This window comes from Streptomyces sp. NPDC006872 (genome assembly GCF_040635845.1).
Taxonomy (GTDB): domain Bacteria; phylum Actinomycetota; class Actinomycetes; order Streptomycetales; family Streptomycetaceae; genus Streptomyces.
Map to the genome: position 1 here is coordinate 238,966 of NZ_JBEYIL010000016.1, position 23,448 is coordinate 262,413.

At 71.0% G+C, this 23,448-nt stretch carries 20 protein-coding genes; 9 read left to right on the forward strand and 11 right to left on the reverse strand.

What is annotated here, in order from left to right; genetic code table 11:
- The first annotated feature begins 25 nt into the window (after positions 1-25).
- Positions 26-1,480 carry a glyceraldehyde-3-phosphate dehydrogenase gene (locus tag ABZ725_RS38260; RefSeq protein WP_358807005.1) on the forward strand — a complete coding sequence of 485 codons (1,455 nt, stop codon included), beginning with the start codon at positions 26-28 and terminating at the stop codon, positions 1,478-1,480.
- Positions 1,481-1,560: 80 nt separating this feature from the next.
- On the opposite strand, the gene gndA is transcribed toward ABZ725_RS38260, so the two are convergent.
- The 4 genes from gndA to ABZ725_RS38280 form a co-directional block, all read right to left on the reverse strand.
- Complete coding sequence (gene gndA, locus ABZ725_RS38265; protein WP_358807006.1) at positions 1,561-3,000, reverse strand: NADP-dependent phosphogluconate dehydrogenase; 1,440 nt, start codon at positions 2,998-3,000, stop codon at positions 1,561-1,563.
- A gap of 203 nt (positions 3,001-3,203) precedes the next feature.
- Positions 3,204-3,710 (reverse strand): MarR family winged helix-turn-helix transcriptional regulator, encoded by a 507-nt coding sequence (locus ABZ725_RS38270; protein ID WP_358807007.1) that lies wholly within the window; start codon positions 3,708-3,710, stop codon positions 3,204-3,206.
- A 110-nt stretch (positions 3,711-3,820) separates the two neighbouring features.
- The gene (locus ABZ725_RS38275; RefSeq protein WP_358807008.1) at positions 3,821-5,554 is read right to left on the reverse strand and encodes a cellulase family glycosylhydrolase; all 1,734 of its coding nucleotides are present in this window, start codon (positions 5,552-5,554) and stop codon (positions 3,821-3,823) included.
- A 100-nt stretch (positions 5,555-5,654) separates the two neighbouring features.
- Positions 5,655-6,977, reverse strand: coding sequence for an enolase C-terminal domain-like protein (locus ABZ725_RS38280; RefSeq protein WP_358807009.1), 1,323 nt, complete (start codon positions 6,975-6,977; stop codon positions 5,655-5,657).
- Between the two features lie 239 nt (positions 6,978-7,216).
- On the opposite strand from ABZ725_RS38280, the gene ABZ725_RS38285 reads away from it, so the two are divergent.
- From ABZ725_RS38285 to ABZ725_RS38305, 5 genes are all read left to right on the forward strand, one after another.
- A complete protein-coding gene (locus tag ABZ725_RS38285; RefSeq protein WP_358807010.1) occupies positions 7,217-8,266 on the forward strand; it encodes a sugar ABC transporter substrate-binding protein in 1,050 nt (349 codons plus the stop codon).
- A gap of 50 nt (positions 8,267-8,316) precedes the next feature.
- Positions 8,317-9,996 carry a sugar ABC transporter ATP-binding protein gene (locus ABZ725_RS38290; protein ID WP_358807011.1) on the forward strand — a complete coding sequence of 560 codons (1,680 nt, stop codon included), beginning with the start codon at positions 8,317-8,319 and terminating at the stop codon, positions 9,994-9,996.
- 2 nt (positions 9,997-9,998) lie between these two features.
- Complete coding sequence (locus ABZ725_RS38295; RefSeq protein WP_358807012.1) at positions 9,999-11,039, forward strand: ABC transporter permease; 1,041 nt, start codon at positions 9,999-10,001, stop codon at positions 11,037-11,039.
- Between the two features lie 65 nt (positions 11,040-11,104).
- The gene (locus ABZ725_RS38300) at positions 11,105-11,857 is read left to right on the forward strand and encodes a FadR/GntR family transcriptional regulator (RefSeq protein WP_358807013.1); all 753 of its coding nucleotides are present in this window, start codon (positions 11,105-11,107) and stop codon (positions 11,855-11,857) included.
- A gap of 89 nt (positions 11,858-11,946) precedes the next feature.
- Positions 11,947-12,720: an SDR family oxidoreductase gene (locus tag ABZ725_RS38305; RefSeq protein WP_358807014.1), complete on the forward strand. Its 774-nt coding sequence runs from the start codon at positions 11,947-11,949 to the stop codon at positions 12,718-12,720.
- 39 nt (positions 12,721-12,759) lie between these two features.
- Here ABZ725_RS38305 and ABZ725_RS38310 read toward each other — a convergent pair whose 3' ends face one another.
- Positions 12,760-13,503, reverse strand: a complete 744-nt coding sequence (locus tag ABZ725_RS38310) for a GntR family transcriptional regulator (RefSeq protein ID WP_358807015.1) — start codon at positions 13,501-13,503, stop codon at positions 12,760-12,762.
- Positions 13,504-13,696: 193 nt separating this feature from the next.
- Here ABZ725_RS38310 and ABZ725_RS38315 point away from each other — a divergent pair, with 193 nt between their 5' ends.
- Positions 13,697-14,698 carry an alpha/beta hydrolase gene (locus tag ABZ725_RS38315; RefSeq protein ID WP_358807016.1) on the forward strand — a complete coding sequence of 334 codons (1,002 nt, stop codon included), beginning with the start codon at positions 13,697-13,699 and terminating at the stop codon, positions 14,696-14,698.
- 9 nt (positions 14,699-14,707) lie between these two features.
- Here the strand turns inward: ABZ725_RS38315 and ABZ725_RS38320 are convergent, their stop codons facing one another.
- The 5 genes from ABZ725_RS38320 to ABZ725_RS38340 are packed head-to-tail and all read right to left on the reverse strand — an operon-like array spanning position 14,708 to position 19,667.
- Positions 14,708-15,199, reverse strand: a complete 492-nt coding sequence (locus ABZ725_RS38320; RefSeq protein WP_358807017.1) for a carboxymuconolactone decarboxylase family protein — start codon at positions 15,197-15,199, stop codon at positions 14,708-14,710.
- A 23-nt stretch (positions 15,200-15,222) separates the two neighbouring features.
- A complete protein-coding gene (locus ABZ725_RS38325; RefSeq protein WP_358807018.1) occupies positions 15,223-16,701 on the reverse strand; it encodes a carboxylesterase family protein in 1,479 nt (492 codons plus the stop codon).
- Positions 16,698-17,954, reverse strand: a complete 1,257-nt coding sequence (locus tag ABZ725_RS38330) for an amidohydrolase family protein (protein ID WP_358807019.1) — start codon at positions 17,952-17,954, stop codon at positions 16,698-16,700. Before ABZ725_RS38330 ends, ABZ725_RS38325 begins: the two co-directional genes overlap by 4 nt.
- A complete protein-coding gene (locus ABZ725_RS38335) occupies positions 17,951-18,778 on the reverse strand; it encodes a fumarylacetoacetate hydrolase family protein (protein ID WP_358807020.1) in 828 nt (275 codons plus the stop codon). Before ABZ725_RS38335 ends, ABZ725_RS38330 begins: the two co-directional genes overlap by 4 nt.
- A 4-nt stretch (positions 18,779-18,782) precedes the next feature.
- Positions 18,783-19,667 carry a fumarylacetoacetate hydrolase family protein gene (locus ABZ725_RS38340; RefSeq protein WP_358807021.1) on the reverse strand — a complete coding sequence of 295 codons (885 nt, stop codon included), beginning with the start codon at positions 19,665-19,667 and terminating at the stop codon, positions 18,783-18,785.
- 106 nt (positions 19,668-19,773) lie between these two features.
- Here ABZ725_RS38340 and ABZ725_RS38345 point away from each other — a divergent pair, with 106 nt between their 5' ends.
- The gene (locus ABZ725_RS38345) at positions 19,774-20,514 is read left to right on the forward strand and encodes an SDR family NAD(P)-dependent oxidoreductase (RefSeq protein ID WP_358807022.1); all 741 of its coding nucleotides are present in this window, start codon (positions 19,774-19,776) and stop codon (positions 20,512-20,514) included.
- A 40-nt stretch (positions 20,515-20,554) separates the two neighbouring features.
- A complete protein-coding gene (locus ABZ725_RS38350; RefSeq protein ID WP_358807023.1) occupies positions 20,555-21,337 on the forward strand; it encodes an SDR family oxidoreductase in 783 nt (260 codons plus the stop codon).
- Positions 21,338-21,411: 74 nt separating this feature from the next.
- On the opposite strand, the gene ABZ725_RS38355 is transcribed toward ABZ725_RS38350, so the two are convergent.
- Positions 21,412-23,403: a hypothetical protein gene (locus tag ABZ725_RS38355; protein WP_358807024.1), complete on the reverse strand. Its 1,992-nt coding sequence runs from the start codon at positions 23,401-23,403 to the stop codon at positions 21,412-21,414.
- Positions 23,404-23,448: the final 45 nt, after the last annotated feature.

Sequence of the window (23,448 nt, forward strand, 5' to 3'; positions counted from 1 at the left end):
GCCACCTAGCTCGAAAGATAGGCCCGTGACGCTCAACGACGATTCGTTCACCAACTGGAAGAACCGCGAGGAGATCGCGGAGTCGATGATCCCGATGATCGGGAAGCTGCACCGTGAGCGGGACGTGACGATCCTGCTGCACAGCCGCTCCCTGGTGAACAGGTCGGTGGTCAGCATCCTCAAGACCCACCGGTTCGCCCGGCAGATCGCGGGCGAGGAGCTCTCGGTCACCGAGACGCTGCCGTTCCTCGAGGCCCTCACCACGCTCGACCTCGGCCCGTCCCAGATCGACATCGGCATGCTCGCCGCGACCTACCGGGCCGACGACCGCGGACTGTCCGTGCTGGACTTCACCGCCGAGGCCGTGGCCGGCGCCACCGGCGTCAACAAGATCGACCGGCGTGAGCCGCGCGACGTCGTGCTGTACGGCTTCGGGCGCATCGGCCGTCTCGTCGCCCGGCTGCTGATCGAGAAGTCCGGCTCCGGCAACGGGCTGCGACTGCGCGCCATCGTGGTGCGCGGCGGCGGCGATCAGGACCTCGTCAAGCGCGCGTCCCTGCTGCGCCGCGACTCCGTGCACGGCCAGTTCCAGGGCACGATCACGGTCGACGAGGCCAACAACCGGATCATCGCCAACGGCAACGAGATCACGGTCGTCTACGCCGACGACCCGAGCCAGGTCGACTACACGGCGTACGGCATCAGCGACGCGATCCTGATCGACAACACGGGCAAGTGGCGTGACCGCGAGGGCCTCTCCAAGCACCTGCGGCCCGGCATCGACAAGGTCGTCCTGACCGCCCCCGGCAAGGGCGACGTGCCGAACATCGTGCACGGCGTCAACCACGACACGATCAAGCCGGACGAGCAGATCCTGTCCTGCGCCTCCTGCACCACCAACGCGATCGTCCCGCCGCTGAAGGCGATGGCCGACGAGTACGGCGTGCTGCGCGGCCATGTGGAGACCGTCCACTCGTTCACCAACGACCAGAACCTGCTGGACAACTACCACAAGGCCGACCGCCGCGGCCGTTCGGCGCCGCTGAACATGGTCATCACCGAGACCGGCGCCGCCTCCGCGGTCGCCAAGGCGCTGCCCGACCTCAAGGCGCCGATCACCGGCAGCTCGATCCGGGTCCCGGTGCCGGACGTCTCGATCGCCATCCTCAGCCTGCGGCTCGGCCGGGAGACCGACCGCGAAGAGGTCCTCGAGTACCTCCGCGAGGTCTCGCTGACCTCGCCGCTCAAGCGCCAGATCGACTTCACGACGGCGCCGGACGCGGTCTCCATGGACTTCATCGGCTCGCGCCACGCCTCGATCATCGACGCCGGCGCCACCAAGGTCGACGGGGACAACGCGATCCTCTACCTCTGGTACGACAACGAGTTCGGCTACTCCTGCCAGGTCGTCCGCGTCGTCCAGCACGTCTCCGGCGTCGAGTACCCGACGTACCCGGCGACCACCCACTGGGACCACTGACACCGCGTCCGCCGACCACGAGACCGCCGGCCGTGTCATGAAGCGGGGCGCCCCGGGCCGGGGGCGCCCCGCCGCTCAGGTCAGGCCGACGTCTCCGGGCGGCCGGCCTCGGCCCAGTGGGTGTGGAACGCGCCGGGCCGGTCGGTGCGCTGGTAGGTGTGGGCGCCGAAGTAGTCGCGCTGGCCCTGGAGCAGCGCGGCCGGCAGCCGGTCGGCGCGCAGCGTGTCGTAGTGGGCGAGCGCGGCGGAGAACGCGGGGACGGGGATGCCGCGGCGGGCGGCCGAGGCCACCGTCTCGCGCCAGGGCACCTGTGCGTCGGTGATCTCCATGGCGAACTCCATCTCGCCGAGCAGGCTGACCAGGTCCGGGTCGGCGGCGTACGCGGCGCGGATACGGTCGAGGAACGAGGCGCGGATGATGCAGCCGCCGCGCCAGATCCGGGCGACCGCGCCCAGGTCGATCTTCCAGCCGAACTCGCCGGCCGCGTCCTGGATCATCTTCCAGCCCTGGTCGTAGGCGATGACCTTCGACGCGTACAGGGCGTGCTCGACCTGCGAGGTGAAGCGGGTGGCCTCGGTGCGGCTGAGCGGGGGTGTGGTGCCGCCGGGGAGCCCGGCGTAGGCGGCGCGCAGTTCGCGCTGGCCGGAGGCGGCACGGGCGAAGGTGGCCTGGGCGATGGCGGTGACCGGAGAGCCCAGGTCCAGGGCGGTCTGCACGGTCCAGCGGCCGGTGCCCTTCTGACCGGCGGCGTCGGCGACGATGTCGACGAAGGCCGCGCCCGTGGTGGCGTCGGTGTGGGCGAGGACCTCGGCGGTGATCTCGATGAGGTAGGAGCCGAGCCGGCCCTCGTTCCAGGTGCGGAAGACCTCGGCGATCTCGGCGGGGGTGTAGCCGGCGACCTGGCGCAGCAGGTCGTACGCCTCGGCGATGAGCTGCATGTCGGCGTACTCGATGCCGTTGTGCACCATCTTGACGAAGTGTCCGGCGCCGTCGGTGCCGATGTGGGTGGCGCAGGGCTCGCCGTCGACCTTCGCGCTGATGGACTCGAACATCGGGCCGAGGACGTCGTACGACTCGGACGAGCCGCCGACCATGACGGCCGGCCCGAGCAGCGCGCCCTCCTCGCCGCCGGAGACGCCGGCGCCGACGAAGTGGATGCCGTGTGCGCGCAGGGCCTCCTCGCGGCGGCGGGTGTCGGCGTAGTGCGCGTTGCCGCCGTCGATGATCATGTCGCCGGGCTCCATGAGCGGGGCGAACTCGTCGATGACCGCGTCGGTGACCTCGCCCGCCTGCACCATGATCATCAGTCGCCGCGGACGCTGGAGCGCGGCGACGAAGTCCGCGGCCGACTCGGCGGGGACGAACGTGCCCTCGTGGCCGTACTCCTCGACGAGCGCGCGGGTGCGACCGGCGCTGCGGTTGTGGACGGCGACGGCGTAGCCGTTGCGGGCGAAGTTGCGCGCGAGGTTGCGGCCCATCACGCCGAGGCCGGTGACACCGATGGCGGCGGTTGCGTTCACGAGGTACGTCCCTACGATCGTTGGCGTGGTCGGAGGGGCGGGCGGCCCCCCGGTACCCCCAGGTACGGACGGTCGGCCGGTTCTTCTCGACTCCTGCGCCGATTCCTTGCGCCGATCAGTGCGAACGCGCCGCTCGGACGGTACGAACGCGCTGCCCGGACCCTCGCGGCGGCGCTACCGGCGGGCGCACGACCGGCGGCGCGCTACCTGCGCCGCCAGGGCAGCACCGCCGGGTCGGCCTCGGTGCTCTCGGCCCGGTGCAGGGCGTCGCTGATCGCCTCGCCGATCTCCGCGAACTGGCGCACCTGCTCGGGGGTGAGGACGTCGAAGACCACCCGGCGCACCGCCTCCACATGGCCGGGGGCGATCTCCTCCAGCAGGGCCTTGCCCGCGTCGGTGAGGTACGCGAGCTGCCCGCGGCCGTCGGCGGGGTCCTCCCGCCGGTCCACGAAACCGACCTCGCGCAGCCGGTTCACCGCGTGGGTGAGCCGACTGCGGGTGATCTTCAGCCGCTGGGCGAGCTCGGACATCCCGAGGGTGCCGTCGGGTTCCAGCGAGAGGTAGGCCAGCAGGCTGTAGTCGGCGTGGGTCATCCCGGCGTCGCGCCGCAGCTGCCGGTTGAGGTGGTCGGCGAGCAGGGTGGAGAAGTCGACGTAGGCCAGCCAGGCTCGTCGTTCCTCGGCATTGAGCCAGCGGGGCGTCGTGGACATGCGCACACATTACGGGGTGCCGCGCGGTGGCACCGGAGAGTTACCGGTCGCGGTGAGCGCCGATCGGCGGGGGCAGCTCCCCCTCCGCCGATCGGCGGGACGGCGGTCCGTCAGATGGTGGCGCAGGCACCGCCGTTGAGCGTGAACGCGGTCGGTGCGGTGTTGGTCGCGCCCTTGCTGCCGATGAAGCCGACGGTGACCGAGCCGCCGGCGGGGACGGTGGAGGTGTAGGAGGCGGGGGCGACGCTCACCGCGCCGCCGCTCTGGGTGGCGGTCCCGCCCCACATGTTGGTGACGGTCTGGCCGTCGGCGAACGTGAAGGCGAGTCTCCAGCCGCTGATGGCCGTCGTGCCGGTGTTGCGCAGGGTGATGTCGCCCTGGAAGCCGCCCGGCCACTCCCCGACGACCCGGTAGCCGACGGCACAGGCCACGGCGGGTGCGCTGCCGGTGGTGACGTTCACCGTGGCCGAGCGGGCGGAGCGGTTCCCGGCGGCGTCACGGGCGTACACGGCGAACGTGTACGCGGTGTTCGCGGTGAGGCCGGTCACGGTGGCGGTATTGGTGGTGGAGGCGGCGGCGTTGGTCTCGGCGGCGCCGCTGATCCGGACGACGTCGTAGCCGGCGACGCCGACGTTGTCGGTGGCGGCGGTCCAGGTGAGGGTGGCCGAAGTCGCCGTCACCGCCGAGGCGTTCGGGGTGCCGGGGGCGGTCGGGGCCTGGGTGTCGCCGGGGGCGCCGCCGCCGAAGACGGTGGCTTCCCGGGCGGTCTGGGCGATGCCGTCGACGCCGTTGAAGATGCGCTGTCCCCATGAACTGAGCTGCGCGGGGTCGAAGTTGAGCGTCAGATCGAGGATCGGGTCGGTGTTCCCGCTCCAGGACCAGGCCAGATAGCCGAGGTCGAGCTGCTGGGCGGCGGCCATCATGGTGTCCTCGTCGGGATCGCCCCACTGGTCGGCGGGGCCGCCGAACTCGCCGATGAGGATGGGCAGTTCGGCGTTGACGAAGGCGTTCAGATAGTCGGTGATCTCCGCCGCCGTGTCGAAGACGCTGTACATGTGGATCGAGAAGATCAGGTTGCCGGTGGCGTCGGCGTTGTAGACGGACTGGGCGTTGGCCCGCATGACGCCCTGCCAGTCCTGGCCCCAGTTGGGCGCGTCCACCATGATCGTGTGCTGGAATCCGGCGTTGCGCAGCTTCTGGATCGCGGCGACGGTCGGCGCGGTCCAGCCCGCGGGATCGGTGTTGCCCCAGGGCTCGTTGCCGATGTTGACGATGATGTAGTTCTCCTGGCCGGCCAGGACGTCCTTCAGCCCGATCCAGTAGTCGGCCGCCTGGTCGAGCGTGCCGGCCGCCGTGTCCTCGCCGTAGCCGGTGGTGTCGTGCACCTCCAGCACGCAGATGAGCCGGTTGGCCTTGCACTGGGCGATCACGCCCGCCACGTCGGAGGCGCTGTTCGCGCTCCAGCGGTGGCCGTCGGCGAGGACGACCCGTACGGCGTTGGCGCCCATCGCCTTGATGTCGGCGAGCGACTGCTGGGTCCTGCCCGGATACCAGGTGTGGGCGTGGTTGACGCCCCGCATGACGAAGTCGTTCCCGTTGCCCTCGACCAGCCGGCCGTCGCTGACGTGCAGGCCGGTGGCGAGGACGCCGGGCGACCGGGGCTCCGCCTGGGCGACGGCAGGGCAGAGGGCGCCGACGAGGACCAGGCCGAGGACGGCGGCCAGTCTGATCGGCAATGTGCGCAGCCTGATCGATAACGTGCGCGAAAAGTGCGTTCGTGACGTGCTTCTTGTCGTTCTCACTGCGACTCCAGAAGTGAGGCCAAGAAACTCGGCAGGGGGCATGAGAGGTGTGGGAGCGCTCCCATGAACCCACTGCGGCAAGTACACGTCAAGACATCGCGCACGGACCCGTACCGACCCGTACCGACCCGTCACGGACCTGTCACGGAGCGAGGTCGGCGGCCCAGAACGCGCCGTCCGGGTAGCGGTATTCGGCGAGCGACTCGGGGTGCATGGCGGCGGAGAAGCCGGGGGCGAGCGGTGCCGTGTAGTGGCCGTCGCGCAGCACGACCGGGTCGGTGAAGTGCTCGTGGAGGTGGTCCACGTACTCGATGACCCGGTTCTCGGTGGTGCCGGACAGGGCCAGGTAGTCGAACATCGCGAGGTGCTGGACGAGTTCGCACAGCCCCACCCCACCCGCGTGCGGGCACACCGGCACCCCGAACTTCGCGGCGAGCAGCAGGATGGCGAGGTTCTCGTTGACGCCGCCGACCCGGGCCGCGTCGATCTGGAGCACGTCGAGGGCGCCGGCCTGGAGCAACTGCTTGAAGACGATGCGGTTCTGCACATGTTCGCCGGTGGCGACCTTCACCGGCGCGACCGCCTCCCGGACGGCGGCGTGACCGAGGACGTCGTCGGGGCTGGTGGGCTCCTCGATCCAGTACGGGTCGAACTCGGCGAGGGCACGGGTCCAGCGGATCGCCTCGTCGATGTTCCACCGCTGGTTGGCGTCGACGGCGATGCGCACCCCGTCCCCGACGGCTGCGCGGGCCGTGCGCAGCCGCCTGAGGTCGTCGTCGAGGTCGGCGCCCACCTTGAGCTTGATCTGGGTGAAGCCGTCGGAGACGGCCTGCTTGGCGAGCCGGGTCAGCTTCTCGTCGTCGTAGCCGAGCCAGCCCGGCGAGGTGGTGTAGCCGGGGTATCCGCGCTCGCGCAGGTCCGCCTCGCGCTCGGCCAGTCCGGCCCGGCCGGCCCGCAGCAGGGCGAGGGCGTCCTCGGGGGTGAGGGCGTCGGCGATGTAACGGAAGTCGACCTGGGAGACCAGCCATTCGGGGTCGGCGTGGGCGAGCAGTCGCCACAGCGGCTGCCCGGCGCGTTTCGCGGCCAGGTCCCACGCCGCGTTCACCACCGCGCCGACGGCCATGTGCATCACGCCCTTCTCGGGGCCGAGCCAGCGCAGTTGGCTGTCGCCGATCAGATCGCGGTTGAGGGAGCCCGGGTCGGCGCACAGCTCGTCCACCGACCTGCCCAGGAGGTGGGGCCGCAGGGCCGCGATCGCGGCGACCTGGACGTCGTTGCCGCGTCCGATGGTGAAGCTGAAGCCGTGGCCTTCGAGCCCGTCGCCGGAGTCGGTCCGCAGCACGACGTAGGCGGCGGAGTAGTCGGGATCCGGGTTCATCGCGTCGGAGCCGTCCAGCTCCCGGGAGGTCGGGAAACGGATGTCGTGGGTGTCCACCGCGACGATCCGGGCGGGGGTTGCGGTCAAGGGGGCGCCCTTCCTGTTTGACGGTCCTCATGCGTCGAGTGCACCGAGGCATTCATCGGAGGAATCGCAGAACCGCGACTTTAGGGGCAGCGGGCGCGCATGACAACACCCCGAAAATCCCGTCGATTCGTCGAACACGACCCCTTGTCAGCGCCGGTGACACCGTCGTAACGTCCTCGACGTTCGAGATACATCGGAGGAATCTCCACTCCCAGCTCAGCTAAGGAGAGAACCCGGCCATGAAGTTCGCTCGCACCCGCTCCACCGCCGCAACCGCCGTCGTCGTCGCGGCCCTCACCCTCCTCACCGCGTGCAACCGCGACAGCGCGGGTTCGGACAGCGCGGGCGGCGACAGTCCCGCCATCGGGATCGACCTGCCGCGTTCCGACTCCGACTTCTGGAACTCCTATGCCGAGTACGTCCAGAAGGACATCAAGTCCGAGGGCATCAACGCGCTGCCGCTGAGCAACTCCCAGAACGACGTCACCAAGCTGGTCGCCAATGTGCAGGTGTTCCAGAACACGGGCGCCAAGGCCGTCGTCATGGCCCCGCAGGACACCGGCGCCATCGCCTCCACGCTCGACACCCTGGCCTCGAAGAAGATCCCCGTCGTCAGTGTCGACACCCGCCCCGACAAGGGTGACGTCTACATGGTCGTGCGCGCCGACAACCGGGCGTACGGCACCAAGGCCTGCGAGTTCCTCGGCAAGCAGCTCGGCGGCAAGGGCAAGGTCGCCGAGCTTCAGGGCGCGCTGGACTCCATCAACGGGCGTGACCGCTCCGAGGCGTTCGCCGAGTGCATGAAGCAGAAGTTCCCCGCCATCAAGGTTTTCGAGCTCCCCACCGACTGGAAGGGCGACGTGGCCTCCGCCAAGCTGCAGAGCCTGCTCGCCCAGCACCCCGACCTCAACGGCATCTACATGCAGGCCGGCGGTGTCTTCCTGCAGCCGACGCTGGCCCTGCTGGAGCAGAAGGGCCTGCTCAAGCCGGCCGGCCAGAAGGGGCACATCTCGATCATCTCCAACGACGGCATCCCGCAGGAGTTCGACGCGATCCGCAAGGGCCAGATCGACGCGACCGTCTCCCAGCCCGCCGACCTGTACGCCAAGTACGCGCTGTACTACGCCAAGGCGGCGGCCGACGGCAAGACCTTCAAGGCGGGCAAGACCGACCACGACTCCACGATCATCGCGATCCCGGGCGGCCTCGAGGACCAGCTGCCGGCGCCTCTGGTGACCAAGGAGAACGTCGAGGACAAGAGCCTGTGGGGCAACACCGTCGGCCAGTGACCGACCGGACCGGCATCAGCGCCCGCACCCCTGGAAGGACGGTATCCACCATGGCGGACACCCCTGCCTCGACCCCGGTGGCCGCGACCCCGGTGGCCGAGGCCATCGGGGTCGGCAAGAGGTTCGGCGCCACCGTCGCGCTGCGCGACGCCCGTATCGCCGTCGCCCCCGGCGAGTCGCACGCGCTGGTGGGCCGCAACGGGGCCGGCAAGTCGACGCTCGTGTCCCTGCTGACCGGGCTGCGCCGGCCCGACACCGGGGCCCTGCGCTTCTCCGGCCGACCCGCGCCGCCCGTCGGCGACATCGACGCCTGGCGTTCCCGGGTGGCCTGCGTCTACCAGCGGTCCACGATCATCCAGGACCTGACCGTCGCGGAGAACCTCTTCCTGAACCGGCAGAGCGGCGGCCCGCTGCAGCCCATCCGCTGGCGGCAGTTGCGGCAGCGGGCGGAGGAACTCCTCGGCGAGTACGGCGTGGACGTCGACGCGAGCGCGCGGGCCAGGGAACTCACCGTGGAGCAGCGGCAGTTCGTGGAGATCGCCCGCGCCCTGTCGTTCGGCGCACGCTTCATCATCCTCGACGAGCCGACCGCGAAGCTCGACGCCCGTGGCATCGGCAGACTCTTCGACAAGCTCCGCGACCTCCAACGCCAGGGCGTCGCCTTCCTGTTCATCTCGCACCACCTCCAGGAGGTCTACGACCTCTGCACGACGGTCACCGTCTACCGCGACGCGACCCATATCCTCACCGCGCCGGTGGCCGAGGTCGGTCACCAGGCCCTGGTGGAGGCGATGACCGGGGAGACCAGCCCTGCCACTGTGGCTCCTGCCGCTGTGGCCCCTGCCGCTCTGAGCGCCGCCGCTGCTTCCGCCGAGGGCGGCACCACGGCGGCGGCGACAGACCCGGACAGGGACCCGGCCCCGGGACCCGAGCTGCTGTCGATCGAGGGCCTCACGCTCCCCGGCGTCTGTCGCGAGCTGTCCCTGTCGGTGCGCTCGGGCGAGGTGGTCGGGCTGGCCGGCTCGGCGGCGAGCGGCAATGTGCGGGTCGGGGAGGCCGTCGCCGGTCTGCATCGCGCCGAGGAGGGCCGGATCTCCGTCGGCGGGCGCGGCGTACGCACCGGCAGCGTTCCGTCGGCGCTGGCCGCGGGCGTCGGTCTGGTCCCCGAGGACCGGCATCTCCAGGGCCTGGTCCCGGGCCGCAGCGTGGCGGAGAACGCGACGCTCACCGTCACCGACCAACTGGGCCCGTTCGGCACGGTGCTGCCGTCCCGGACCAGGGTCTTCGCCCAGCGCATGATCCGGGAGCTCGACATCAAGACCCCGGGGGCGGCCACCGCGGTGTCCGCGCTCTCCGGCGGCAACCAGCAGAAGGTCGTGGTGGCCCGGGCGTTGGCCACCGCCCCCCGGGTCCTGGTCGCGGTCCGTCCCACCAACGGGGTGGACGTCAAGTCCAAGGAGTTCCTGCTGCGGCGTATCCGCGAGGTCGCGGACGGCGGGAAGGCCGCGCTGATCGTCTCCGACGAGTTGGACGACCTGAAGGTGTGCGACCGGGTCGTCGTGATGTTCCACGGGCGCGTGGTAGCCGAGTTCGCGCCCGGCTGGCGGGACGAGCAGGTGGTCGCCGCCATGGAGGGCGTCGCCGTACCGGACGTCGCCGCGCCGGACGTCTTCATGCAGGACGTCGCCGACAGGGCCGAAGCACCCGACACCGAAGAGCACGGAAGGTAGTCATGTCCGCCACCACTGATGTCACCGACTCCGCAGCGAGCGTGGCGCAGAAGACCGCCGGGGACGCCCGTCGCGGGCTCGACCTCGGCCGGTTCCGTGAACTGTCCCTGATCCCGGCCATCCTGGTCCTCGGGGTGATCGGGTTCATCGTCTCCCCGGCCTTCCTGACCTCCGACAACCTCATCGGTGTGGCGCAGCAGTCGACGGAGCTGAGCCTGCTGGTGCTCGCCACCGCGCTGATCCTGATCTGCGGGCGGATGGACCTGTCCCTGGAGTCCACCATCGGGGTGGCTCCGGTCATCGCCGTCTGGCTCGTCCTGCCCACCAGCGGCGCCCGGTTCACCGGGCTCGGGCTCCTTCCCGAGTGGACGGCGATTCCGCTCTGTCTGCTGGTGGGCGCGGTGATCGGGGCCGTCAACGGGTTCCTGATCCTGAAGCTGCGGCTCAACGGGTTCATCGTCACCCTCGGCATGCTCACCATGCTGCGGGGTCTCCAGGTCGCCCTCTCCGAGGGCCAGTCCATCGTCGAACTGCCCTCATCCTTCACCTACTTGGGCAAGGCGTCCTGGTGGGGCGCGCCCGCGGCGATCTGGATCTGTGTCGTGCTCTTCGCCCTCGGCAGCGCCGCTCTGGCCTGGCTGCGGCACGGGCGGGCGCTGTACGCGATCGGCGGCAACGCGGAGGCGGCGCGGACCGCGGGCATCCGGGTCGACCGGATCGTGTGGGCGGTGCTGATCCTGGGGAGCGTGCTGGCCGCATTCGCCGGCATCCTCTACAGCGGTCACTACGGTTCCATCTCCGCGACCCAGGGCAGCGGCTGGATCTTCCAGGTCTTCGCCGCGACGGTCATCGGCGGGGTCAGCCTCAACGGCGGCAAGGGGTCCGTGTTCGGTGCGCTGACCGGTGTGCTGACGCTCCAGCTGGTCGTCAACGTGATGACGCTGGCGGGTGTGCCGCCGCTGTGGAACCAGTTCCTCAACGGCGCGATCATCATCGTCGCGCTGATCATCTCCCGCTTCGCCTCCGGCGAGAAGCAGGAGTAGTCGCGCGAGGAGTAGCCGAGCCAGGTGTAGCCGCACCAGGAGTAGCCGCACAGGGAGGCGTGCTCGTGGCAGTGACCGACGAGGCGATGGACAAGATCAAGGCGATGATCGTGGCGGGCGACCTCGCGCCGGGTTCCCGGCTGCCCAAGGAGGAGCTCCTCGCCGGACAGTTGGGCCTGTCCCGCAGTTCGCTGCGCGAGGCGGTGCGGGCACTGACCGCGATGCGGATCCTGGTCGCCCGGCAGGGGGACGGCACGTATGTGTCGAGTCTGGAGCCCCATCTCCTCTTCGAGGCGCTCTCCTTCGCCTCGGACGTCTCCCAGGGGCAGACGGCGCTGCAACTGCTGGAGGTCCGCCGGCTGCTCGAACCGCAGGCGACCGGTCTGGCCGCCGCGCTGCTCGGTCCGGACGACCTCGACGAGCTGGGCGCGGTGCTGCGGCGGTCCCGGTCCGCGGCGACGGTCGAGGAGTTCGTGGGGCACGACATCGCGTTCCATCTGCGGATCGTCGAGGCCGTCGGCAATCCGGTGCTGTCGATGCTGCTGCGGGTGCTGTCCACGCGTACCCAGCGGGTCCGTATCGTCCGGGGCACCCGGACCGAGCGGGCCGTGGAGCACGCGCACCGGGAGCACGACGAGATCCTCCGCGCGCTGCGGGCGCGCGACGCCCAGTTGGCGGTGTCGACCGCGACGGTGCACATCGCGGCCGTGGAGCAGTGGCTGGCGGCCGGTCTCGTCGAGGATCCGTTGCTGCCCTGGCAGGAGAACCCGCCCACAACTGTCGACAGAAATGGCCATCCAGAGCATCACACCCCTTGACTAGCCCATAGTGTCGACACTAGGAAGGAGGGGCGAGCCGTGCCGCGGTCTCGTACGACCGCCATGAACTCCTTCTGAAGGGGGTCCACGTGACCGGCAGGCTCTCTGGGAAAGTCGCTCTCGTCACCGGTGCGGGCGCCGGGATCGGCCAGGGCTGTGCGCTGCTCTTCGCCGAGCAGGGCGCGACCGTCATCGGCTGCGATCTCGACACCGCCGCCGCCGAACGCACCCGCAAGGCGGTCGCCGACCGGGGGCTGGCCGTCGAGGTGCTCGCGCCGCTCGACATGACCGTCCCCGCCGACGCCCGTCGCTTCGCGGACGAGGCGGTGGCGCGGCACGGCCGCATCGACGTCCTGGTGACGGCGGGGGCCATCGCCCCGCACATGGCCACGGCCGCCGAGATGGACTTCGCCGCGCAGTGGTCGCCGACCCTGCGCGGCGAGGTGGACGTGGTCTTCCTGCCCGTACAGGCCGTGTGGCCGCACATGGAGGCCTCCGGGGGCGGTTCGATCGTCAACTTCGCCTCGGTGAACGCCTTCCGGGGCAGCGGGAACTTCGGGATGGTCGCACACTGCGCGGGCAAGGCGGCCGTTCTCGGGCTGACCCGTCAACTGGCCGTCGAGGGAGGCCCGTCGGGCATCCGCGCCAACACGATCTCGCCCGGCATGGTGCGCACGCCCGCGACCGAGTCCGCCGGCGCCCACGACGGCGCCGCACGCGAGGCGCTGCTGGCCCGGATCCCGCTGGGCCGGGTCGGGACGCCGGAGGACATCGCCTGGTGCGCGGTGTATCTGGCGTCGGAGGAGTCGGCGTGGGTGACGGGCGGCAACTTCCCCGTCGACGGCGGAGTGCTGGCCAAGTGAGCCGCCCCCAGGGGGCGTGGGAGGGCTGCCCGCAGGGCGCTACGAAGCCGCTCGGTGCCTGCGGACGGGCTTGCGGCCGCGTGCCGCGTCGTCCTGTTCCAACTGCTCCTCCACGGCTCGCTGCGCGCGCACCGTCGCTCCCGCGATCAGCGCCGAGGCCAGTTCCTCGTCCCGCTCCTCGCAGGCCTGCAGCAGCCGTTCCTGATCGTCGATGCTGTGGGCGAGGCGCCCGGCCCGGGTCAGGCTCAGGTGTCGCAGCATCAGCGTGCGCAGGGCCAGCGAGTCCAGGATCTGCTTCAGGGTGGCGTTGCCGACGATCTCGGTCATCCGCTCCTGGAGCAGTACGTGGTTCCAGAAGTACGCGTCCACGTCACCGGCGTCGGCCAGCTCCCGCATCCGCTCGACGCGGGTGCGCAGCTCGGCGAGCTCCTCGTCGTCGGCCCGCTCCACCAGCAGGGCCGCGAGCATCGACAGCAGGCGCTTGCGCACCTGGTAGATGTCCCGGATGTCCTGCGGGGACGGCGCGGCCACCCGGGGCCGGCGGCGCGCCTTCATCTCGACCAGCCCCTCCTGTTCGAGGAGCATCAGCGCCTCGCGGACGGGCGTACGGCTGGTGTCGAACCGGCGTGACAGATCGACGCTGTTGAGGTCCTGACCCGGTTCCAGCCGGCCCTCGATGATGCCCGCGCCGACCCACTCGGCGATCTGCGCGACCAGCGGCTCACGCCGGTCCCGCAGCCGCAGGAGGCGCTCCAGCACGAGATGCGTGTCCTGATCGGTCATGCGGCACTTCTCCCTGCCTGTCCGAGCTCACAGCCAATACAACGGTGTCGACACTATCTCACCCCAGGACGGGTCACGGCGGGGATCCCCCGCGATCTCCTGCGTCCTGTCGACAGAGAGCATCAGTCACCGGAGAGACCCGCCGGGGAACCCGCCGAATCTCACCGGAATCTCACCGAGGAAACGAGGAATCATGAAGCGAGTCCGCACGAACCCGTCCGACCCGGCCGCCCGGTCCACCCCGTCCGCCCCGTCCGCGCTCACCAGACGCTCCGTGGTGGGGGGCGCGCTGGCCGCGATCGCGGCGACCGGTGTCGCCCAGGGTACGGCCGAGGCCGGGGACACGTCCGCCGGGCAGCCTTCGCAGCCGTGGGAGCCGGTGCCGGTGCCCGAGCAGGCTCCGGTGACCGAGTATCAGGTGCCGGTGTCCGGGGGCGGCAGCCTGTGGTGCTGGGACACCGGCGGCGCCGGGGAGGCCGTGGTCCTGCTGCATCCCGGCTCGGGGAGCGGCGAGAGCTGGCCGTACCAGCAGCCGGTGCTGGCCGCGGCGGGGCTCCGAGTCGTGGGCTACTCACGGCGGGGCGCGTACAACTCGGTGGCGGGCGTCAGGGCGGAGGCCGACACCGCCTCCGGCGACCTCGACACGCTGGCCGACCGGTTGGGCCTGGAGACCTTCCACCTCTGCGGTTCGGCGGCGGGCGGACCCGTGGCGATCGACTACGCCCTCTCGTACGGGGACCGGCTGCGCAGTCTCACCGTGTCGGGCAGCATCATGGGCGTCCAGGACGCGGAGTACGCGGAGCTGACCGCGGCGCTCCAGCCCGACCCGTTCGGCGACCTGCCCGTCGACTTCAAGGAGCTCGGCCCGTCGTACCGGGGCGGCGACCGGGACGGGGTGGCGGCCTGGCTGGAGATCCACGACCGGGCCAGGACCGCCGACGCCTTCCCGCAGTCCCTCGCGCACACGATCACCTGGGCGGCCCTGGAGACCCTCACCCTGCCCGTCCAGCTCATCACCGGCGACGCCGACCTCTACAGTCCGCCGTCCGTCATGCGCCTCAACGCCGGGCACCTGCGGGACGTGGAGACGCATGTCGTCCGCGAGGCGGGTCACAACCCGCACTGGGAACAGCCGGCCGCGTGGAACCGGCTGCTCGTCGGCTTCGTCAGGCGACAGCGCGGCAGCCGTTCCTAGCAGCCGTTCCTAGACGTCGAGTGCGACCAGGAAGCGGGACACCATGTTGTACGCGGCCACGGTCGCCGTCAGTTCGACGAGTTCCGCGTCGGTGAAGTGGGCGCGGAGGGCGTCGAACACCTCGTCGGGGACGTGAACGTCGCGGGTCATCGCGTCGGTGTAGGCGATGACCCGCTGTCGGCGCTCGTCGAACTCCGGTTTCTCACAGCGCAGTTCGGTCAGGTCGGAGTCGTCGAGCCCTGCCCTGCGCGCCTCGGGCTCGTGCGCCGTCCACTCGTACGGGGCACGGTTGAGCACGGCGATCCGCAGGATCACCAACTCGCGTATGTCCGCCGGGAGTTCCAGCCGCCCCCGGATGGCGCCGAGCAGGGTGTTCCAGCCGTCGGCGAGCTGTGGGCTGTGCAGCAGCATGCGGTCGAGCGGGCGCAGTGCGCCGCCTCGGCGTTCGCGGACGCGGTGGGCGATCTCGCCGGCGCCTTCGGTCTCGGGGAGTCTTGCCACTCTCAGGGTCCTCTCGTGGGGAGTCAGAGGGGGCGGGGACAGCGGGCCAACAGCCGCATGGCGTCGAGGCGTTCGACGGTGGCCGCCCGTGCGGAGTCGCCGAACTCGGGGTTCCCGAACTCCATCGTCTCGGTGCCGGTGAACGCCGACCACACCGGCAGCGCGCCGCCGTTCGGGTCGCCCGTCTCCACGAAGCGGGCCCAGGCGTCCGCCATGGTGCGGGCCAGCTCGCGGTCGGACTCGGTCCAGGGCCAGGGTCGGCAGTCCAGGTTGTCGAGGACGTAGGGGAGTTCGGCGGTGTGGTGGACGCCGTATCCCGGCAGTCCGTCGCGCGGCGCCGCCAGGTCCAGGCCGTCCGGCAGCGGGGGCGTCCGGGCGAAGCGGTACATCCGGGTCGGCGCCTGCTGCGCGTGGGCGACGGCCCAACGCCACACCGGGTAGCCGAATCGGCTCTCGCCGGTGAACAGCCGTGCCGTGCGCCGGGCTTCCGCCAGGTCCCCTACGGGATACAGCGCGTCGGCGCCGGGTTCCACCGGGAGGCTGCGCAGGACGTCCGGGGTCGCGTAGACCGAGCCCTCGTCGACGTTGGCGCCGACCAGCAGCGGTACGGCGTGCTGACGGCCGGCGGCGAAGACGTCGTCGCTCGGCTCGGTCAGGATCCGTCCGTCCACGACGGGCCCGAAGTGGCCGCGGAGCACGAGTTCCGTGCCGTCGAACCGCCGCAGTGCGTCGACGTCCGGGTCGCCGAGGCCGGCCGCCCAGCGCAGCCCCTGCTTCTGGGCGGCGAGCTGGTCGGCGAGCGGCCCCTCGGCGCGTCCGATGCCGGAGGCGCTCTGCCCGAGGGCCGCCCGGAAGAGGGGCCGGGCGGCCCGTGCGGCCATGAGGTGGCAGATGTGGGCGGCTCCGGCGGAGTTGCCGGCGAGGGTCACCCGGTCGGGGTCGCCGCCGAAGGCCGCGATGCTCTCCCGCACCCAGGCCAGGGCGGCGACGATGTCCAGCAGCCCGTAGTTCCCGGACGCGCCGAGGTCGTCCTCGGCGGCCAGTTCGGGGTGGGCGAGGAAGCCGAGCGCTCCCAGCCGGTGGTTCAGGGTCACGACGACGAGCCCCCGACGGGCCGTCGCACGCCCGTCGTGGATCTCCTGGCCGCCGTGACCGTAGCGGTTGCCGCCGCCGTGGATCCAGACCATGACCGGCAGGGCGGCGGCGGGTGCGGGGTCGGGTGTCCACACGTTGAGGTAGAGGCAGTCCTCGCTCGTCACCAGCGCGCGGCGGTCGGCGAAGTTGGTGTGGAACATGATCGAGTCGCGGGGCGGCTGCGGCTGGAGCGGAGCGGGCCCGAAGTCGTACGCCCGCCGCTCGCCGGCCCAGCGGGCGGCGGGCCGGGGCGGTCGCCAGCGCAGCGGGCCGACGGGGGGCTCGGCGAACGGGATGCCCCGGAACACCGCCACGCCCCGGTCCCACTCCCCCAGGAGCCGCCCGGCGGGCGTACGGACCCGGATCATCCGCGGGCCTTGTGCGGCTCGCGGATCTTGTGCAGCTCGCGGGCTTTGTGCAGCTTGCCGTCCTTCATGATCGCCGCCAGCCGGTCGCGGTCCTGGAGGATGCCGATCTCCTCCAGCGGGTCGCCGTCGACGAGGACCAGGTCGGCGAGGAACCCCGGGCGGATCAGCCCGAGTTCGTGCTCCATGCCCATGATCTGCCCGCCGTGGCGGGTCGCCGCGCGCAGCGCCTCGGCGGGGGTGAAGCCGAACCAGTCGACGAACAGTTCGAGGTCGCGGAGGTTGCGGCCGACCGGGTTCCACGCGAAGCCGTAGTCGCCGCCCGGGACGACCCGTATTCCGCGCCGGACCAGTTCGGGCACGACCGCGCGCACGGCCTCGGCGGTGGCCTCGACCTCCATCCCCGGCTCGGGTTCGCTGCCGGCCTCGTGCAGGTTGGCGTGGATGATGCCCGGGGTCGGGGCGACGAAGACGCGGTCGCGGGCCGCTTCGAGGAGGTCGAGTGCCTCCTCGTCGGCGAAGGTGCAGTGGTAGACGGCGCGGATGCCGTACCGCACGGCCATCTTGATCGACTCGGCCGCGTGTGCGTGCGCGGTGAGCCAGACGCCGTGCTGCTCCGCCGCCTTGGCCGCGGCGGCGACCTCCTCCGCGGTGAACTGCACGATCCGGGACGTCCCCTGTACGACCGCGCTCTCCCCGGACAGCGACAACTTCACGATGTCGACGCCGACTTGGGCCATGTCGGTGACGAACCGGGCCACCGAGTACGGGTCGGAGGCGCGCCCGTCGATGCCCGGGAAGTCGTAGACGCCGGGTTCGACCATGCCCGCGCTGCCCTCCCAGGACGCGGCCTTCAGCCGCGGTCCGGGCATCCAGCCCTCGGCGAAGGCCTTGCGGGCGGCGATCTCCGTGCGCGGGAGCCGGTTGCCGCCGGAGTAGGCGCTGGTGATGCCGTGGTCGAGCAGTACGCGTCCGGCGTGCGCCACGAGCAGCGCCTTCTCCTCCTCGGGCTCGTCGCGGCGCGCCGAGCGGTGCTCGACGGTGGAGCCGAAGCCGAGGTGGGCGTGGGCGTCGACGAGTCCGGGGAGCAGGGTGCCGCCGCCTCCGTCGATCACCCGGGCCTCGGTCCGCAGGTCGCGCGGGATGCGGTCGGCCACCGCCGTGATGCGGTTTCCCTCGACGAGCACATCGGCCGGGAAGGGGTCTTTCCCGGTGCCGTCGAAGACCTGGACGTCGGTGAAGAGCGTGCGGGTCATGGCGTCGCCCTCCGGAAGCGGTGCCGCATCTCGCCGACGCCCCCGATACGGCTGACGAGTTCGTCGTCGGGGGTGAGGAAGCGCTGTGGCGACCGGCGGTTGCCGACGCCCGCCGGGGTCCCGGTGAAGACGAGGTCGCCGGGCAGCAGGGTGCAGAACTCGCTGAGATGCGCGATCAGTTCGGGAATCGGGAAGATCATGCCGGCCGTGCGGTCGTGCTGGACCCGCTCGCCGTTGAGTTCACAGGTCAGTTCCAGGTCGTCGCGGTCGCCGGTCGCGTCGATCTCGTCGAGGCTCACCAGCGCGGGTCCCACCGGACCGAACCCGGGGTGCGACTTGGCGAGGGAGAACTGGGCCGGGCGGCCGGCGAGTTGGGCGATCCGCTCGGACAGGTCCTGGCCGACGGTGAGCGCCACGACCGGCTCCCAGCCCTTCTCCACCGGCACCCGGCGGGCCTCGCGGCCGATGACGGCGACCAGTTCGAGTTCCCAGTCGACATGGCCGTCCGGCAGCTCCACGGTCGTGTGCGGGCCGGTGAGACAGGTCGGGAACTTGGTGAACACCAGGGGCGCCTCGGGCTCCTGGTACCCCGCCTCGGCGGTGTGGGGGCGGTAGTTGAGGGCGACGGCGAAGATCTGGCGTGGGGCGGGGACGGGCGCTTCCAGCTCGGCCTCGTCGTAGGGACGCCCCCCTGTGGCGCCCCTGGACCAGTCGAGCAGGTCGTCCCAGTGGAGGAAGAGGTCCCCGGCGTACTCGGCGGGGAGGTCGAGGGCGCCGTCCTCGGTCAATAGGACGGGCCTTCCGGCCAGTTGTGCGATCCTCATCGACTCACACCCAGAGCCCGGCGGGCGGCTCTTCGCCGCCGTACGCGTCGGCCCAGGAGACGACCCGGTTGCGCAGGACGCCCAGGCCCTCGATCTCGGCCTCGACGACGTCGCCGGGCTTGAGGTAGTTGGCGAAGGGGTCCTCGGTGCTCGCGGCGACTCCGGCGACGGTGCCCGTGGTGATGAGGTCGCCGGCGCTGTAGACCTGCGGCGAGTGGTAGGCGACCAGTTGCGGGATGGACACCGACATCCGGGCGGTGTTGGACTTCTGGCGGACGTCGCCGTTGACCCGTAGCTCCATGTCGAGGTCGTGCGGGTCGTCGATCTCGTCGGCGGTGACGATGTACGGGCCGATCGGGCAGAAGGTCTCGATGGCCTTGGAGAAGGAGAAGACCCCGGACTCCATCTCCTTGCGCTGGATGTCGCGGGCGGTGATGTCGTTGAAGACCAGATAGCCGGCGATGTGCTCGGCGGCCTGCTCGGCGGAGAAGAAGCGGCCCGGCTTGCCTATGACGACGGCGAGTTCGAGCTCGTAGTCGAGTTCCCGGGTGAGGTTCGCCGGGTACACGATCGGCTCGTCGGGGCCGATGATCGCGTCGACGTTCTGGAAGAACACGATGCCTTTGTTCACCGGGTGGGACCAGTCCACGCGCACCAGATCCTCGTGGTGTTCGCGGAAGTTGCCGGCCGTGTGGAAGAACTTCTTGGGCGTGATCGGCGCCCGCAGCCGGACGTCGGCCGACGCGAACGTCTGTCCCGTCTCGCCGACCTGGCCCTCGCGTTCGAAGAACACGCGGGTGGAGGGCACGTCCAGCCCCACGACGGTGTCGCCGTCGAGCCTCCCCACCAGTCCGGTCTCCGGACCCGCGTCGAACGTCACCAGTTTCATCAGAACCTCCCTAACTGTCGACACTCACCCTGCCAATCGCCCTATCGACCGTCAAGAGGTGCGCCAAGTGTGGACACAAAACACAGGAGTGGCTTACGGTCCGGGCATGCGGACAACATGGGACTTCGCCGGTACCCGTGCCCTCGTCGCCGGAGCCGGCGGGATCGGTAGAGCGGTGACCCGGGCACTCGCCGGGGCGGGCGCGGCGGTCGTCGCGCTCGACGTGGACAAGGACCGGCTCGACGACATCGCCCAGGACGGCGCGCACGGCATCGCCGCCGACCTCACCTCGGCCGAGGCCTGCCGGACCGCGGTCGGCGAGGCGGTCGAACTCCTCGGCGGGCTGGACGTGTTCGTGCACGCGGTCGGCGTCAACGACCGCAGACCCGTGCTGGAGACGCCGGACGAGGTGTGGGAACGGCTGGTCGCGGTCAACCTCTCCAGCGCGTTCTGGCTGGGCCGGGCCGCGGGGGCCGTACTGGTGCCGAACGGCTACGGGCGCGTCGTGTACCTGTCCTCCGTCTCCGGGCTGCTCGCCCACGCGGAGCACGCGCCGTACGCGGCGACCAAGGGCGGCGTGAACCAGCTGATGCGGGTGATGGCACGCGAGTGGGCGGCTTCCGGGGTCACCGTCAACGCGGTCGCCCCCGGCTACACCGAGACCGACCTCACCCGCGGCTACCTGGCCAAGCCCGGTATGCGCGCGTCCCTGGAGTCGCTGGTGCCCGCCGGACGCCTCGGCCGGCCCGAGGACCTGACGGGGCCTGTCCTGTTCCTCGCGTCCGCCGAGTCCGCGTTCGTCACCGGCCAGGTGCTGTACGCGGACGGCGGGCGGACCCTCGTATGAACGCCCTTGCACGTCACGAGACTTCATGAACGGAGAACGTATGAAACCCGTCCCCGAGCGATTCGCCGGCAGGACCGTCCTCGTCACCGGCGCGGGCACCGGATTCGGCGCCGAGATCGCCGTACGCGCCGCGCAGGAGGGCGCCGATGTCGCCGTCCACTACCGAAGCTCGCACGCGGGCGCGCAGGCGACGGCGGAACGGGTGACGGCGCTCGGCCGCAAGGCCTTCGTCGTCCAGGCCGACATCGCCGAGCACGACCAGATCAAGCGTCTCGCCGACGAGGTGTGGGCGCACTTCGGCCGACTCGACGTGGCGGTGAACAACGTCGGCGACGTGGCCCGCGAGCAGATGTCGTGGCGGGACCTCACCGAGAGTTCCGTCGACCACGTCCTCGCCGTCGACATCAAGGGCACCCTGCTGTGCACGCACGAGTTCGGGGCGCGGATGCTGGAGCAGGACGGCGGGGGCTCCATCGTCAACATCGGCTCCACCGTCGTCGTACGGGGCAGTGCGCGCGCGCCGCAGTACGCGGCCGCCAAGTACGGCATCATCGGCCTGACCAAGTCGTACGCGCACGCTTTCGCGCCGACGGTGCGGGTGAACGTGTTCGCGCCGGGGTTCATCGAGACCGAGGCCACGCTGGGCCGTGCGGACTGGCAGGGCGGGCGCGGGGACGCACTGCGGGCGGCGACGCCCATGGGACGCATCCCGGGACCGGAGGAGCTCGCGGGAGCGGCCCTGTTCCTGGCCACGGAGGACGCGAACCACATCACGGGCGGGTTCCTCGTGGCGGACGGCGGCTACAACATGCTGGGCGCGTAGCGCTCACCACGAACGCCGGCCCCCGGGGAGATGGTTCGCATCCCGGGGGCCGGTTCTTTCTGTGGCTGCTTCGGCTACGCGACGGTCAGGGTGAGGGCTCCGGTGTAGGTGGTACCCGCCTGGATCGCTGTGGTCGTGCCGTTGACCGTCAGGGTCACGGTCTTGCCGGAGGGGGCGGTCACCGCGGCGGTCGACGCCAGGGTGAGGGCGCTCAGGTAGGACGTCGCGGTGACCGTCCAGGTGGAGCCGGCGCCCAGCGTCACGAGGACGCCGTTGTTGACGACCGCGCTCGGGGTGTTGGTGACCTCGCTGATCTGCCGGTACTGGGCCGAGGTGATCGTGGACACGCTGTGCTTGGCCGTGCTCGCCGAGATGACGCCCTCGACGGTCGAGCGGGTGAACGTGAGGTTCAGGTTCTGGCCCTGGAGGCTCGCGTTGCCGCCGCCCCACACGGAGTTGTAGAAGTCCCCCGTCAGCTCGATGTCCGTGAAGGAGCCCTTCGCGTCGGTGGACTGGCCGCTGGTGGTGACCCAGCTCGACGACTTGGTCGGGGACCCGGTCGGCTCGGTGTACGTGCCGGTCGTCTCCGTCTTCCAGGCCTTGCCCGACACCGAGACACTGCTCGGCCGGTCGGTGTCCATGAGCTGGAAGACGACCCCGTTGCCGGGGTTGATCGTGGCGCCCTGGGAGCCGTTCACGGTGACCGAGCCGGCGACCGCCTTGCACATGAACGTGGTCTCGCCCGTGTTGACCTCGGTTCCGCCGTCGATGGCGACGGAGCCGGCCGCGTACCACAGCACCATGAAGCGACCGGCGTTCACGACGGTCGGCTTCTCCGTCAGCGCGCTCAACTCGGCGCTGGTGAGGCCGAGTTCGAGCGACGTGTTCAGGGCGGCGACGGCCGCTGCCGTGCTGTTGCCGTAGTGCGCCGACGCTCCCCAGTGGATGAGGGCGTAGTCGCCGACGTCGAAGGTGCAGCCGAGGAAGTGCTCGGTCACGTTGCCGATGGCGTAGGAGCCGTAGCCCTGGCCGCCGGTGTTGGCGATGGTGCTGTTGATGGCCGTGAGGGTGCAGTAGCTGCCGCCGTCGACGGAGAGCGCGCCCCATTTCTCCGAGGAGATCGAGGAGTTGATGAACGACGCCTTCGTGCTCGCGCCGAGCAGGTTGGTGGTGCGGACGTTGCCGGACAGGCCCAGCATCCACGGCACGGTGATCATGTAGCGGGTGTCGCCGGTGCCCGCCGTGGGGTACTCGTCGGGGACGACTCCGTCGGCACAGTGCAGGGTGGAGTTCTTGACGATCACGTTGGCGCTCGCGTCGGCGATGACCGCGGTGCGGACCACGCCGACATTGCTGATGGTGGCTCCGTCGAGGACGAGCCTGGTGCCCGCGCCGGTGCCCACGACCGAGGCTCCGTAGCCGATGAAGTCGCAGCGGCCGTTGCCGTCGAAGGCGATCTTCGGGTCGGTGAGGGTGTAGCTGCCGCCGCCGGTCACGTAGACGCCGTTGAACGCCTCGCCGTTGGACAGGAGCGTGATGTCCGAGGCGGCGGTGTCGGTGACGGTGCCGCCGCGCACGTCGGAGGGGACCGACTTGGCCTCGTCGACCCCGTCGGCGTCGACGTAGATCGCCTGCCGGAAGGGGAAGGTGAGGTCGTCGTAGGCGAGGTCGGTGGCCTCGGCGACCGTCAGGACGATCGTGCCGGTGTAGCTGCCGGCGGCGATCGCGGTGGCCGCGCCGCCGTAGCCGTCGGTGAGTGCGGCGAGCCGGGAGCCGGTCTCGACGCCGTTGACGGTGAGGCTCAGGCGGTAGCCGTCGGGGACGGTGATGACGCCGCCCTCTTCGATGGTGAGGCAGCTCGCGGTGGTCGTCGCGGTCAGCTCCAGGGTCTCCCCGGCGGCGACCTCGATGCACGCGGCGGCCCTCCTCGCGGCCTTCGTGGACGCGGCGTGCGCGCTCGCGGGGGCGATGAGCGTCGGGGCCATGGCGGCGGCCACCGCCACGAGCAGGGCACGGGGGCGGGCCCGGTAGGTGACGTCGGGTCCGGGCCTGCTGGTGCGAGTCACGGTGAACTCCCTTGTTCTCAGTGTTCTCAGTGGGTTTTCGGGCAT

What these genes read in the sequence shown, in the direction of transcription:
- ABZ725_RS38270 (WP_358807007.1), bottom strand. Translation starts at nt 3,710, where the DNA reads ATGTCCACGACGCCCCGCTGGCTCAATGCCGAGGAACGACGAGCCTGG.
- ABZ725_RS38275 (WP_358807008.1), bottom strand. Translation starts at nt 5,554, where the DNA reads ATGCCCCCTGCCGAGTTTCTTGGCCTCACTTCTGGAGTCGCAGTGAGA.
- ABZ725_RS38285 (WP_358807010.1), top strand. Translation starts at nt 7,217, where the DNA reads ATGAAGTTCGCTCGCACCCGCTCCACCGCCGCAACCGCCGTCGTCGTC.
- ABZ725_RS38290 (WP_358807011.1), top strand. Translation starts at nt 8,317, where the DNA reads ATGGCGGACACCCCTGCCTCGACCCCGGTGGCCGCGACCCCGGTGGCC.
- ABZ725_RS38295 (WP_358807012.1), top strand. Translation starts at nt 9,999, where the DNA reads ATGTCCGCCACCACTGATGTCACCGACTCCGCAGCGAGCGTGGCGCAG.
- ABZ725_RS38310 (WP_358807015.1), bottom strand. Translation starts at nt 13,503, where the DNA reads ATGACCGATCAGGACACGCATCTCGTGCTGGAGCGCCTCCTGCGGCTG.
- ABZ725_RS38315 (WP_358807016.1), top strand. Translation starts at nt 13,697, where the DNA reads ATGAAGCGAGTCCGCACGAACCCGTCCGACCCGGCCGCCCGGTCCACC.
- ABZ725_RS38325 (WP_358807018.1), bottom strand. Translation starts at nt 16,701, where the DNA reads ATGATCCGGGTCCGTACGCCCGCCGGGCGGCTCCTGGGGGAGTGGGAC.
- ABZ725_RS38330 (WP_358807019.1), bottom strand. Translation starts at nt 17,954, where the DNA reads ATGACCCGCACGCTCTTCACCGACGTCCAGGTCTTCGACGGCACCGGG.
- ABZ725_RS38335 (WP_358807020.1), bottom strand. Translation starts at nt 18,778, where the DNA reads ATGAGGATCGCACAACTGGCCGGAAGGCCCGTCCTATTGACCGAGGAC.
- ABZ725_RS38340 (WP_358807021.1), bottom strand. Translation starts at nt 19,667, where the DNA reads ATGAAACTGGTGACGTTCGACGCGGGTCCGGAGACCGGACTGGTGGGG.
- ABZ725_RS38345 (WP_358807022.1), top strand. Translation starts at nt 19,774, where the DNA reads ATGCGGACAACATGGGACTTCGCCGGTACCCGTGCCCTCGTCGCCGGA.
- ABZ725_RS38350 (WP_358807023.1), top strand. Translation starts at nt 20,555, where the DNA reads ATGAAACCCGTCCCCGAGCGATTCGCCGGCAGGACCGTCCTCGTCACC.